Source organism: Devosia beringensis, from assembly GCF_014926585.1.
Classification (GTDB): Bacteria; Pseudomonadota; Alphaproteobacteria; order Rhizobiales; family Devosiaceae; genus Devosia; species Devosia beringensis.
This window is the reverse complement of the sequence record NZ_CP045422.1, coordinates 2,909,903-2,923,054: the sequence shown is the minus strand read 5'-3', so window position 1 is coordinate 2,923,054 and position 13,152 is coordinate 2,909,903. Positions and strand designations below refer to the sequence as shown.

Sequence of the window (13,152 nt, the reverse complement as noted above, 5' to 3'; positions counted from 1 at the left end):
ACGCGCCATTCAGCTTGGGTTCAGGCGCCAGGGTATTATCTGCATCCACAGGCTTGAAACGCCTATCAGGGATAAGGAGATCACAATGGCTCTGAGCAAGAAGATCATCACCGGTGGCCTGGCCGTCCTGGCGCTTGTGGCCAGCGCCGCCGCTGCCTATGCCGCCCCCGCTTATGCCACCGGCAACGTCAATGTGCGCTCCGGTCCCGGCACGCATTACGGCGTCATCGATACCCTGCGCCGCGGCGACCAGGTCGACGTCCGGCAGTGCCGCGGCAGCTGGTGCTTTGTCGAACGACGCGGCCCCGATGGCTGGGTCTCGGCCAGCTACCTGTCACAGGGCGGATATGGTGGTTATGACGACTACGATCGCTGGGATGACGGCTATGATCACTGGGCGCCGCCGCGCCCGCCGCGGCCCGGCTACTGGCCCCCGGTTCCCCCGCGCCCCACACCCGTCTATCCGGTCTATCCGGCCTATCCAAGCTATCCCCCGCATTCGGGCGGCAGCGTCTGCGTCAATGGCCCGAACGGCTATTTCTGCGTCGGCAACTGAGCCCTCCCGGCGCCGCTCCTTCGGGGGCGGCGCTCTGCCGGTGATCCTGCCGGGCGATTGGCGCGTAGCAAGGCCAACCAATGCTGTCAGGAGCCGCCATCGTGACCAAATATCTCATCCTCTACGGCGCCTGCGCGCTGATCTTCTTCCCCCTCGATTTCGTTTGGCTCTCCACCATGGGCAAGGGCTTCTACCAGCGTGAGCTGGGCGACCTGCTGCTGCCCAATCCCAACCTGGTCATCGCCGGCCTGTTCTACCTGGCCTATCTGGTCGGTGTGGTCGCCCTGGTCGCCGCGCCGGCCGAGGGCGATGTGGTCAAGGCCCTGGTCATGGGCGCCGTGCTCGGCTTTGTTGCCTATGGCACCTATGACCTGACCAATCTGTCCACCGTACAGGGCTTCACCCCCACCGTGGCCGCCGTCGACATGGCCTGGGGCACGTTCCTCACCGGTGTCAGCGCGGCCGGCGGCGTCTGGATTTCCAGGTTCTTCGCCTGATCATTCGCGACCGGGCAGGATCGGGCCGTCAACGATTTTGACGGCCCGGATGCGCTCGCGCGCCATGACGACCAGGCCGGCCGCCACCACAATGCCGGCGCCGACCAGCGAGATCGGGTCGATCCAGTGACCGAACACCACAAGGCTGAGCACGATGGCCCAGGGCAGGGCAAAATAGTTGAACGGCTGCACCGTGCTGGCCGGCGCCATCGACAGGGCATAGATCATCAATCCATGCCCCAGGCAGGTCGTCACCATCATGGTGACCATCAGCGCCACATCCGGCCAGGCCATGGGCTGCCAGAAGAACACCCCCACCGCGCTCGACAGCAGCAGCCCCATGATCCCGGTATAGGCCAGGCTCGTCGCCGCGCGGTCGAACTGGCTGACCTTGCGCGTCAGCACGATATAGAGCGAATAGAGCACTGCCGAGATCACCGCGAAGCCGACCCCTGCATCGATCGGCAGGCCACCCGGCCGGACGATGATCAGCGCGCCGGCAAAGCCCACACCCACGGCGACAAAGCGAAACACCCCGACCTTTTCGCCCAGCAGCGGGATCGAGAACAGCGTCACCAGCAGCGGATAGACCATCGAGATCGCCTGCAGCTCGCCCAACGGCACGGTTTTCAGCGCCAGCGCGAAAAACCAGATCTCGATGATCAGCAGGCTCCCGCGCAGCACCTGCCAGCCCGGCACCTTCGAGCTCAGCGCCTGCCGCCAGCCGCCCTGCCGCAGCACCAGGAACAGCGCAAATGCCGCAAAGCCCCAATAGCGCATCATCGTCACCTGGAACGGCGAATAGCTCTGCACCAGATGCTTGGAAATGGCGTCCTGCACCCCGAACACCGCCACGGTGAACAGCGTCAGCGCAATGGCCCGCCCGACATTGTCGGTGCGGGTATCGATGGCAGCAATGGACATGATTCTGGTGTCACACCTGGTGGAACGGCATCCCGGCAGGCCGTGCCGGTCAGGACACAAGATCGCTATCGCACTGCGCGCGCTTTGACCATGCCATTCGCCATCAAACCTGCACCCGTCCGTGGCCACCGCTGCTGCCGCATCCTGTCAGCATGCCACGGGCATCACCCTGCCAGCCGATGCGTCATATCCACCGCTACACGTTGAACAATCCCCTCAAAGCGGCCTATGGTCCGCCCCTCAGGTTCCAGTTGCCAGCATGACCCATCCAGCCACGCCATCCACTCCCCGCCCCGTCGCGCTCGTCACCGGCGCCGGTGACCGCATCGGCGCCGCCATTGCCCAGGCTCTGGCGCGCGCCGGCCATGCCGTCATCATCCACTATCGCTCCGATGCCGGCGGCGCCGCCGCCGTGCGCGACGCCATCATCGCCGCTGGCGGCAGCGCCGCCATCGCCCAGGCCGACCTCACCGACCGGGCCCAGCGCGCCGGCCTCATCGCCGCCGCTGCCGGCCATTTCGGCCCGCTCACCACGCTGGTCAACAATGCCTCCCTGTTCGAGCCCGACAGCGCCACCGACCTTGACGAAGCCCTCTGGGATCGCCACTTCGCCATTCATGCCGAAGCCCCGATCTTCCTCGCCCGCGATTTCGCCGCCCAGCTCCCGGCCGATACGCGCGGCAATATCGTCAACATCATCGACGAGCGCGTGCTCCATCCCGCGCCAGCCTATTTCAGCTACACCCTCTCCAAAGCCGTGCTCTGGACCGCCACCCGCACCCTGGCCCAGACCCTGGCGCCCGCCATCCGCGTCAATGCGGTGGGTCCAGGCCCGGTCCTGCCGCATAGCCGCCAGGATCAGGCCGCTTTCGACGCCGGCATCGCCGCACTGCCGCTACAGACCCATGCCGGCCCCGACGACATTGCCCAGGCCGTTTTGATGCTGCTGTCCACCCCCTCCATGACCGGCCAGATGCTGGCGCTTGATGGCGGCCGCCATCTCGAATATCCCACCCGCCGCGGCCCCACGCCCCGCCTGCCCCCCACTAGGCCCAAATGACCGACGACACGCCCACCACCCCACCGCCCAGCGGCCCCGCCGTCATCCGCGATTTCGTGCGCACCCTGCCCGCGGCGCCCGGCGTCTATCGCATGCTCGATGCCGAAGGCGCGGTGATGTATGTCGGCAAGGCGCGCAACCTCAAGGCCCGCGTCACCAACTATACCCGCCCCGAAGCCCTCGAAATCCGCCTGCAGCGCATGATCGCTGCCACGGTCGGCATGGAATTCGTCCGCACCGAGACTGAATCCGAAGCCCTGCTGCTCGAAGCCAATATGATCAAGCGGCTCAAGCCGCGCTTCAACGTGCTGCTGCGCGACGACAAGAGCTTCCCCTATATCCTGATCACCGGCGATCACGAGGCACCCGAGCTGACCAAGCATCGCGGCACCCGCCGCCGCCCCGGTCACTATTTCGGCCCGTTTGCTTCCGCCACCGCCGTCGCCCGCACCATTGCCAGCCTGCAAAAGGCCTTCCTGCTCCGCAACTGCTCGGACAGCTTTTACGCCGCCCGCACCCGTCCCTGCCTGCAGCACCAGATCAAGCGCTGCGCCGCCCCCTGCACCCGCGAGATCAGCCTCGAAGACTATGCCGGCCTCGTCGAAGATGCCCGCCAGTTCCTCTCCGGCAAGTCGCGCAAGGTGCGCGATCATCTCCAGGCCGAGATGACCGAGGCCGCCGAAAACCTCGATTTCGAGCGCGCCGCTTTGATCCGCGACCGCCTCGGCGCCCTCGCCCTCGTCCAGTCCCAGGGCGATGCCACCGCCAAGACCGTGGAAGAGGCGGACGTCTTTGCCATCCATCACGAGGGCGGCCAGTTCTGCGTCCAGGTCTTCTTCTTCCGCGCCTTCCAGAACTGGGGCAATTACCCCTATCGCCCCCGCGCCGATGCCAGCCTCACCGATGCCGAAGTGCTCGAGGCCTTCATCGCCCAGTTCTACGAAAACCGCACCCCGGCCCGCCTCGTCCTGCTCAGCCACGACCTGGCCGAGCCCGACCTCATGGCCGAGGCCCTGGCCAGCCGCGCCGGCCGCAAGGTGCAGATCGAAATGCCCCGGCGCGGCGAAAAGCGCGACCTGGTCAACCACGCCCTCACCAATGCCCGTGAGGCGCTCGGCCGCCAGCTCGCCGAAGGCGCCACCAATCGCAGCCTGCTTGAAGGCGTCGCCGAAACCTTCGGCCTCGACAACGTGCCGCGCCGCATCGAGACCTATGACAATTCCCACATATCGGGCACCAATATGGTGGGCGCCATGGTCGTGGCCGGCGAGGAGGGCTTTTCCAAAAAGCACTACCGCACCTTCAACATCAAATCCGACATCGCCGCCGGCGACGATTTCGGCATGATGCGCGAAGTGCTGACCCGCCGCTTCACCCGCCTGACCAGTGACAGCGATGCCGACGCCCAGGACCCGGCCACCGGCATGCCCGATTGGCCCGATGTCGTCTTCATCGATGGCGGCGCCGGCCAGATGAGCGCCGTGCGCGGCGTCATCGCCGAAATGAACCTGCCCAAGGAGGTGACCTTCATCGGCATCGCCAAGGGCGAGGAGCGCGATGCCGGCCGCGAAAAATTCTTCATGGAGGGCCGCGAGGCCTTCATGCTGCCGCACCGTGATCCCGTGCTCTATTACGTGCAGCGCCTGCGCGACGAAGCCCATCGCTTCGCCATCGGCACCCACCGCGCCAAGCGCAAGAAGGAGCAGATCTCCAATCCGCTCGACGAAGTCGGCGGCATCGGCCCCACCCGCAAGCGCAGCCTGCTGGCCCATTTCGGCTCAGCAAAGGCTGTCGGCCGCGCCAGCCTGACGGATTTACAGGCCGTCCCTGGCATCTCGGCGGCCATGGCGCAGCTGATCTATGATCATTTCAACCGGGCGGGATGAGGCGGGCGAGGTAGATATGGTGCCGGTAGGGGACGGGCATGTCGCTGGCAAATCAGACGGAATATCTGCCGCTGGTGAGTGAGGGAATTCCGCAGAATCCATCCGGCACTGTCGCAGCTCCTGTTTCAACGAATATGCAGACCGCTTGAGAGCTAATTTGTCCGCTCCAGCCGAGCAATTTCCGATGCCAGCCTGGTGAGACCGAGCATGATCACCTCGGCTTGCGCGCCAATGCGGATCGCGTTCAACATATCCATGCCGTCACTGCCAAGCTCGGCCTGCTTCTTGACCAGTTCGGCCCGCAATTCCAATAGGGCCGACTGCAGGTCCATCAGATCAACCCCACCCGACGGACCGTGGTCGATATGACTGCTCTCAATGTCATGGTAGAGCGCGCTGACTTCAGCAGCGGCCCTAGCATCCTGGGCAACTTGCAGGCCCCGTTTGATCGCCGACAGTCTGGCAACAAAATCTACAACTTCAGCGGACATGGCGACGCTCGCGGGTCTAAGACGTATCGATCGCTTGATGGCAACGGGAAAGGCCGGCCCGGCCTAGAACTCGTTCCAGTCCTGCTTGATCGCCGCATTGCCCTGCACGCCGTAGGATTTGGCCGCCTGGCCGGCACGGGCCTGCAAGGCCTTGACGTCATTGCCGGTTCTGGCTGCGGGGCGGACCGCTGGCCGGGGTGCTGCCTTGGGCTGTGGCCGGGTGACGCGTACACTGTCGTCGACGACAAACACCTCCACGATCTCGTCGAGTTCGCGGGCCTGGGTTTCGGTCTGCTCCAGGGCGGCGTTCATTTCCTCGACCAAAGCGGCATTGTGCTGGGTCATCTCGTCCATCTCGCGCACCGCTGTGGTGACCTCGCCAATGGCGGTGGACTGCTCCTGGGTCGCGCTGGCGATCTGGGCGATCAGGCTGCTGCTCTGTTGGACGCTTTCTACCATGGCATTGAGTTTGGCAGCCGCGTTCGAGACCAGTTTGGAGCCGGTTGCCACCTCGGTGGCGGACTGTTCGACCAGCACCTTGACGTCGGCCGAGGCACTGGCGGCCGACTGGGCCAGACGCCGCACTTCGACGGCCACCACCGCGAAGCCCTTGCCCGCATCACCGGCACGGGCGGCTTCCACCGAGGCGTTCAGCGCCAGCAGGTTGGTCTGGAAGGCGATGTCGTCAATCATGCCGATGATGTTGGATATTTTCGACGAGGAGAGGGAGATCCGCTCCATCGCCAGATTGGCTTCGCTCATAACCTCGCCCGTGCTGGCGGCAGCCTCGGATACCGCATGCGAGGTCTGGCTGGCCTCCTCGCTGCGCGTGGCATTTTCCTGCACCGTGCCGGCGATCTGCTCCATGGCGGCGCTGGTCTCTTCAATGGCGGCGGCCTGCCGTGTGGTGCGCTCGGCAAGATCATTGGCGCCGGACAGGATTTCGCCCGTCGCGGTCTTGAGGATCGAGGAGGTGTCGCGCAGCTGGCTGACAATGCCAGCAAATTTTTCCACCGTGTCGTTGAAGGCCCGGCGAACATCATCGAGTTCGCCGACCAGCTGCGTGTCGATGCGGACGGTCAGGTCACCCTCGGCCAGGCGCGCCAGTCCGGCGCCGATCATGGTCACGGCGGCCTTGCGGGCAGTAATGTCGGTGGCGAATTTGACGACCTTATAGGGGCGGCCGTTCATGTCCATGATCGGGTTATAGGACGCCTGAATCCAGACTTCCTTGCCGCCCTTGCCGATGCGCAGATATTCGGCGGCCTGGAATTCACCACGCCCCAGCTTGCTCCAGAATTCGCGGTATTCACTGGCCGCGGCCTCCTCCGGCCGGACAAAAATCCGGTGATGCTGGCCGACGATCTCGTCCTGCCGGTAGCCCAGGGCCGCGCAGAAATTGGCGTTGGCCGTCAGAATGGTGCCGTTCAGATCAAACTCGATGATGGCTTGAGACTTGGAAATCGCCGCCAGCTGCCCGGTCCGGTCGGCATTGACCAGCTTCTGGCCCGTCACATCCGTGGCAATCTTGATCACCTTGACGGGCTTTCCCGCCGCATCCAGCACCGGATTGTACGACGCCTGGATCCAGACTTCCTTGCCGCCCTTGCCGATGCGCTTGTATTCGGCAGCATCGAACTCGCCGCGACCCAGTCGGCTCCAGAATTCCTTGTACTCGGCAGACCTTGCATAGTCGGGCTCGACAAAGATGGAATGGTGCTTTCCTTGGATCTCAGCCAGTTCGTAGCCCATTGCCGACAGGAAGTTGCCGTTGGCCGTCATGATGGTGCCGTCGAGGCTGAACTCAATCATCGCCTGAGAGCGAGAGAGTGCGTCAAGCGCCGCATGATCGGCCTGCGCCGCTACTATCTTTGATCGTGATACAAAAAGTGCCAAGGCATTTTTCCTCTTTGAGGGTGCATTAGCTGACATATAGCCCGAAATTTTTAAATAAACTCCTAAGCGGAATTAATTCGCGTGGGATAGGTTGGTGCCCATCTTAATTCAAATTATCGGCAAGATTGCCGGTGGCACCTCAAGCGGGGCCAGGAAACGACCACGTGCAGGCGGGTCGCCGACAAGACAGTTGCTACAAGCGTTTATGCCGCTTTCAATTGGGGTTGGCATGGCAGATACCTGTCCCGTGAAGCGGCGCCGGCATGCCGGACACTGCCACTCACCCAAATACAGATTTAATGCGGCGGCAGCGGAAAAACGTTGCCGTCGGGAAATCACAGTAGTGATGTTTGTAGGATATCGTGAATTACACTCACGGAGAGGATAATTCGGCTTTACAGGTCGAAGTGTTCCCATTCGCCGGAGAAGAAACGTCGATACAGCAACAGCATTGCCCCGCCGCGCGCAGGCGCGGAAGATCCTGCCCGTCCTTTCTGAACAACCAGGGACGGGCTAGGCATGGTTATTAAGTTGGCGCTCACACTAGCGACGAGACGCTCGGTGACTGATCGCGGCAGTGTTGCGTCGATAATGGCCAATTCGCAGCCCACGGTAGCGGCAGCGCTGACGACCGCTAGCGCCAGAGCCCTTCCGGCGCAGTCCACCCAACTGGCCACGGCCGGTTCCAGAGCATCCCAATCCCATTCGAGCGGGTCGGTGCCAAAGATTGCCGCGGCGCTTGCCAGAGGGTGCTCCAGTAAGGCTTGCAGTCCTGCCACGCTGTGAAGCTGGGCGAGGCGGCCGTGCTCATCCGGAATCAGCATTGCCCCAAGGTCGGCAGACTTGCCTTCGAGCAGACGACCATCGGCAACAACGCCGGCGATGACGAAGGTGGACAGCAGGACGTGGCAGATGCGGCCCGGGCGAGGCGCCTGCAGTTTGGCCAGTTCACCCCAACAGGCTGCGTTTCCGTCATTGTAGGGGGTCACCGACAGGCCCGTGGCAAGGGCTAGCTCCGTGGCCAGATCAACCGCAGCCCAATGCCCCGCAAGGACTTCGCCAACACCCATGCGCCTGATCTGGTGGGCGATATTTCTCGGCGACATTAGCGCCAATCCTGCAATGCGCGAGCGGTCTGCGTTTGGCACGATGTTGGTGAGCAGTTCGACGATCGAAACGACCTGCTTGAGCAGTTGAGCGGGCTCGCCGATGACGTAATTCCACCGGTGCGACCCGAGCACCTCACCCCAGATATTGATCAAGACAAGCTCGCTGTGCTCAAGCCCGATCTCGCAGCCGATCGCGAATGCCGCGTCGCGGTTCGTATGAATGGGCGTTGCGGGCTTGCCCCGGCCCGACACCACGGTTTCGCCGAGGGACACGAAACCCTTTTCCACCAGATCGCCGACGATGCGCCCCACGGTCTGAGAACCCAGGTTGAGCCTTTTTGCGATGGCAGCTGCCGACAGATTGGGATGCAGCGCGACCTCTGTCAGCACCGCGCGTTCGTTGGCATGTCGAACAACCGCCTGATCCACCGAGCGGGCTATGCGAAGCATGCGGTCCACCATCGCTCAGCTATGATCATATGGGTGTCATTTCGACGTCTCGTTCTGATTTGGATTCTCGCATCATTAACGACAATTACGATCGGGCAAAAGCACTACCGTTCGGCGCGCCGACGGCCAGAGGATGGGTCAGGCAGTCCGTGCTCTGCCACCGGCCGAGGTCCATGATTGTGGGTCCGGTCTCTCGAGAAGCCACGCTTCCCGCTTCCGCACGCCCACACGATCACAACCTGTTTACCCGCCCCAAGAATCGGCTAACCATGGCCGCCTCAGAGGGCCCGCCATGTCCGCCATCATCACCGCCAGCGGCGTCGCCAAGACGTTCCGCCAGGCCAGACGCTTGCCCGGCCTGGGGGGCGCCCTGTGCAGCCTGTTTTCCCGTCAGTTCACCGAAGTGCACGCGGTGACCGACGTCTCCTTTGCCATCGCCCCCGGCGAGGCGGTCGGCTATCTCGGCCCCAATGGCGCCGGCAAGTCGACCATGATCAAGATGCTGACCGGCATCCTCGTGCCCAGCAGCGGCGCCATCAGTGTCCTCGGCCGCGAGCCGCACAGCCAGCGCATGCTCAACGCCCGCGATATCGGTGTCGTCTTCGGCCAGCGCAGCCAGCTCTGGTGGGACCTGCCGGTGCGCGACAGCTTCGCTTTGCACCGGCACATCTATGAGGTGCCGCCGGCCCGCTTTGCCGACAACCTGGCCTTTCTCACCACCATGCTGGGCATGGCCGACTATCTCGACCGCCCGGTGCGCCAGCTCAGCCTGGGCCAGCGCATGCGGGCCGAGATCGCCATGGCCCTGCTGCACGATCCCAAGATCCTCTTCCTCGACGAGCCGACCATCGGCCTCGACGTCGTCGCCAAGGACGCGGTCCGCAAGTTCCTCGCCCGCATCAATCGCGAGCGCGGCACCACCATCATCCTGACCACACACGACCTGCAGGACATCGAGGAGATCTGCCCGCGGCTGATCATGGTCGATGACGGCAGGCTGCTGTTCGACGGCGAGCTCAGCAAGTTGCGCAGCGCCCTGGGCTCCCGCCGCCGCCTGCGTCTCGAATTCGGTAGCGATCCGGGCCCCATCACCCTGACCACGGCGCGGCTCGTCAGCGACGAGGGCGCCGCCAAGCATTTCCTGCTCGACAGCGAGACCACCTCGATCCTGGACGTCCTGACCGAGCTGGGCACCGGTTACGATCTGCAGGACGTCGCCCTGCACGAGCCGGCCATCGAGGAGGTGATCCGCACCTTCTACCAGAACAAGCCGCTCCAGGCGGCAGCCACGCCATGAGAGCGGCGGCCTATTCCGCCTTCACCGTCAACGCCCTCCAGGCGCGCCTGGCCTATCGCCACACCATCTGGGCCGGCGCCTTTGGCGACCTGGTCTTCATCTTCGCCCGCATCGCCATCTGGGTCTCGATCTATGGCGCCGCCACCAGTACCGCCATGTTTGCCGGGGTCACCCTGCCCGAAATGATCACCTACTCCCTGCTCGCGGGCCCCCTGCTCTACTGGGACTATTCCCGACTGCTCGGGGAGGTCGACACCGCGGTGCGCTCCGGCGACGTCGCCGTCTACCTGCTCAAGCCGCTACACTATCCGGCCTATCTGCTGGCCAGCCATCTCGGCCATTTCCTTTTTGAACTGGTCGCTATTACCCTGCCGGTCGCGCTGATCATCGGCCTCGTCTTCGGCCTGCTGCCGCCCGCCAGCCTCTTTCACGGCCTCGCCTTCCTCGCCTATTGGCCGCTGTCCTTCATGCTGCTGTTCGCCCTCGCCACCCTGCTGGGCCTCGCCGCCTTCTGGCTGATGACGGCCCAGTCGATCGACTGGTTTTTCAATGCCATCATGACGCTGCTGTCGGGCGGGCTGGTGCCGCTCTGGTTCTTCCCGGGCTGGCTGGCCGCCTTTGCCGGCCACCTGCCCTTTGCCTGGATTTCCTACTATCCAGCCGCGGTCTATCTCGGCAAGCTCGACCCGGCCCAGACCCTGCTGTATTTTGCCCTTGGCCTCGGCTGGCTTGCCGCGCTGCTGCTGTCCCTTGCCTGGCTGTGGTCCAGGGCGCGCCACCGCCTGATCCTGCAGGGCGGCTGACCATGGCACGCACCCTCACCCTCATGCGCGAACTGGTCGCCATGTTTATCCGCACCAAGGCGGAATATCCCGGCGCCATGGTCCTGGGCTGGGTCTCCCAGTTCGCCTCCTATGGCGCCATGTACACGGCCATTGCCCTGATCGTGACGCGCTTCGGCATGCTGGGCGGCTGGACCTGGTCGGATATGGCGCTGCTGCTCAGCGTGCACCTTTTGACCTATTCGCTCGGCGCCTCGTTCAGCTTCACCCAATTCCGCGAAATGGAGGATCTGGTGCGCCAGGGCACCATGGATGCCATCCTGGTCAAGCCGGTGAGCACCTGGGTCTACATGGTCTTTTCCGGTCTCAATATCGGCTATGCCGGCCACATCGTCCTCGCCCTCGGCCTGATGGCCTGGGCCCTGACCGCCGTCGACATCGTCTGGTCGCTGCCGGCCATGCTGTTCTTCATGGCCGCCCTTCTCAGCGGCGCCACGGTCGTCTGTTGCCTGATGACCATGATCGGCGCCACTGCGCTTGTCTGGGTGCGCTCGCGCCACCTCTATTCGATCTTCTTCGGCTTCTGGGAGCTGGCCCGCTACCCGGTCACCATCTTTCCCGTGCCCATCCAGTTCCTGCTGATCACCCTTGCCCCGCTCGGCTTTATCAGCTCCGTCCCCGTCGCTGTCCTGCTGGGCAAACCCGTGCCCCTGCTGGGCGACTGGGCCGGCCCCGCCTGCCTGCTGGCCGGCCCGGTCATGGTGCTGATCGCCATGGCGCACTGGCGCTGGTGCCTGCGCAACTATCAGGGGGCAGGCGGCTAAAGTATGAGTCGACAGCCTCAAAATCCCGCGCTACAAATCGGCCCATGATCCGCACCGCCGCCACCTATTCGTTTTGGTATTTTAGCTATCCGCTCCCGGCGGAGGCTACCGCGCGCTTGTTCTGATCTCCCAAGATACGACCAAACCCGAAGCCAGCCGCCCCCCTTGAGGCGGCTTTTTTTATGGCCGCCTCGCCCCGAAAAATCCCCGAGGAAAGCCGCCATGTTGAAATCGACCGATGATCTGCGCATCACTGCCATCAAGGAGCTCACCACCCCCATTGAGGTGATGCGCCAGCACCCGCGCACCGATGCCGCCACCCGCACCGTCATCAGCGCCCGCCACGCCTTCCACAATATTCTAAATGGCACCGATGACCGCCTTGCCGTCGTCGTCGGCCCCTGCTCCATCCACGATCCCGCCGCCGCGCTCGATTATGCCAATCGCCTCCTGGCGTTGCGCGAAACCCTGGGCGACCGGATCGAGATCATCATGCGCGTCTACTTCGAAAAGCCCCGCACCACCGTCGGCTGGAAGGGCCTCATCAACGATCCCAATCTCGATGGCAGCTTCGACATCGATGCGGGCCTGCATACGGCCCGCGCTTTGCTGCTCGACATCGCCAATCTGGGCCTGCCCGCCGCCTGCGAATTCCTCGACATGACGACGCCGCAATATATTGCCGACCTCGTCTCCTGGGCCGCCATCGGCGCCCGCACCACCGAAAGCCAGATCCACCGCGAACTGGCCTCCGGTCTCTCCTGCCCGGTCGGCTTCAAGAACGGCACCGACGGCAATGTCCGCATCGCGCTGGACGCCGTCGCCTCGGCCAGCCAGCCGCACCATTTCCTCGCCGTCACCAAATCGGGCCGCTCGGCCATTGCCCAGACCACCGGCAATGCCGATTGCCACATCATCCTGCGCGGCGGCAAAGCGCCCAACTACGACGCCGCCAGCGTCGAGTCTGCTGCTGCCGCTGCGGCTAAAGCCGGCCTGCCCGCCACCATCATGGTTGATGCCAGCCACGCCAATTCGTCCAAGAACCCGGAAAACCAGCCACTCGTGCTGGCCGATATCGGCACCCAGCTGGCCAATGGCGATCGCCGCATCATCGGCACCATGGTCGAATCCAACCTCGTCGCCGGCCGCCAGGACCTCGTTGCCGGTCAGCCGCTCACCTATGGCCAGTCCATCACCGATGGCTGCATCGACTGGGACACCACCGTCATTGCTCTGACCGCCCTGGCCGACGCGGTCACCGCCCGCCGCGCCGCCACCAATCAGGCCGTGGCCTGAAGCGACGCTCGTCCGCGCAATCTATCCGCCCCCAGCCCGGGGGCGGGTAAAATGCCCGTCATGGCGCCCCATCGGGCCCTTGAC

At 64.2% G+C, this 13,152-nt stretch carries 12 protein-coding genes; 8 read left to right on the top strand and 4 right to left on the bottom strand.

Going from position 1 to position 13,152, the window contains the following annotated elements:
• Positions 1–85 precede the first annotated feature (85 nt).
• Together GDR53_RS14240 and GDR53_RS14235 are read left to right on the top strand one after the other, a co-directional pair.
• Complete coding sequence (locus tag GDR53_RS14240) at positions 86–556, top strand: SH3 domain-containing protein (RefSeq protein ID WP_193335127.1); 471 nt, start codon at positions 86–88, stop codon at positions 554–556.
• 101 nt (positions 557–657) lie between these two features.
• Positions 658–1,053 carry a DUF2177 family protein gene (locus GDR53_RS14235; RefSeq protein ID WP_232846632.1) on the top strand — a complete coding sequence of 132 codons (396 nt, stop codon included), beginning with the start codon at positions 658–660 and terminating at the stop codon, positions 1,051–1,053.
• Here the strand turns inward: GDR53_RS14235 and GDR53_RS14230 are convergent, their stop codons facing one another.
• Positions 1,054–1,977 carry a DMT family transporter gene (locus GDR53_RS14230; RefSeq protein WP_193335125.1) on the bottom strand — a complete coding sequence of 308 codons (924 nt, stop codon included), beginning with the start codon at positions 1,975–1,977 and terminating at the stop codon, positions 1,054–1,056. It lies immediately after the preceding gene.
• Between the two features lie 259 nt (positions 1,978–2,236).
• Here GDR53_RS14230 and GDR53_RS14225 point away from each other — a divergent pair, with 259 nt between their 5' ends.
• Both GDR53_RS14225 and uvrC read left to right on the top strand, forming a co-directional pair.
• Positions 2,237–3,037, top strand: coding sequence for an SDR family oxidoreductase (locus tag GDR53_RS14225; RefSeq protein ID WP_193335124.1), 801 nt, complete (start codon positions 2,237–2,239; stop codon positions 3,035–3,037).
• Positions 3,034–4,923, top strand: coding sequence for an excinuclease ABC subunit UvrC (gene uvrC / locus GDR53_RS14220; RefSeq protein WP_193335123.1), 1,890 nt, complete (start codon positions 3,034–3,036; stop codon positions 4,921–4,923). The genes GDR53_RS14225 and uvrC overlap by 4 nt, the downstream gene beginning before the upstream one ends.
• Positions 4,924–5,075: 152 nt before the next feature.
• On the opposite strand, the gene GDR53_RS14215 is transcribed toward uvrC, so the two are convergent.
• From GDR53_RS14215 to GDR53_RS14205, 3 genes are all read right to left on the bottom strand, one after another.
• Positions 5,076–5,414, bottom strand: coding sequence for a hypothetical protein (locus tag GDR53_RS14215; protein ID WP_193335122.1), 339 nt, complete (start codon positions 5,412–5,414; stop codon positions 5,076–5,078).
• 63 nt (positions 5,415–5,477) lie between these two features.
• On the bottom strand, positions 5,478–7,226 hold the full coding sequence (locus GDR53_RS14210) for a methyl-accepting chemotaxis protein (RefSeq protein ID WP_232846631.1): 1,749 nt from the start codon (positions 7,224–7,226) through the stop codon (positions 5,478–5,480).
• Between the two features lie 479 nt (positions 7,227–7,705).
• Complete coding sequence (locus GDR53_RS14205) at positions 7,706–8,869, bottom strand: ROK family transcriptional regulator (RefSeq protein WP_193335120.1); 1,164 nt, start codon at positions 8,867–8,869, stop codon at positions 7,706–7,708.
• Between the two features lie 292 nt (positions 8,870–9,161).
• Here GDR53_RS14205 and GDR53_RS14200 point away from each other — a divergent pair, with 292 nt between their 5' ends.
• From GDR53_RS14200 to GDR53_RS14185, 4 genes are all read left to right on the top strand, one after another.
• A complete protein-coding gene (locus GDR53_RS14200) occupies positions 9,162–10,166 on the top strand; it encodes an ABC transporter ATP-binding protein (protein WP_193335119.1) in 1,005 nt (334 codons plus the stop codon).
• Positions 10,163–10,969, top strand: a complete 807-nt coding sequence (locus GDR53_RS14195) for an ABC transporter permease (RefSeq protein WP_193335118.1) — start codon at positions 10,163–10,165, stop codon at positions 10,967–10,969. The genes GDR53_RS14200 and GDR53_RS14195 overlap by 4 nt, the downstream gene beginning before the upstream one ends.
• Positions 10,970–10,971: 2 nt before the next feature.
• Entirely contained in the window at positions 10,972–11,772 is an 801-nt protein-coding gene (locus GDR53_RS14190) for an ABC transporter permease (protein WP_193335117.1), read from the top strand.
• A 222-nt stretch (positions 11,773–11,994) separates the two neighbouring features.
• Positions 11,995–13,068, top strand: a complete 1,074-nt coding sequence (locus GDR53_RS14185) for a 3-deoxy-7-phosphoheptulonate synthase (RefSeq protein ID WP_193335116.1) — start codon at positions 11,995–11,997, stop codon at positions 13,066–13,068.
• Positions 13,069–13,152: the final 84 nt, after the last annotated feature.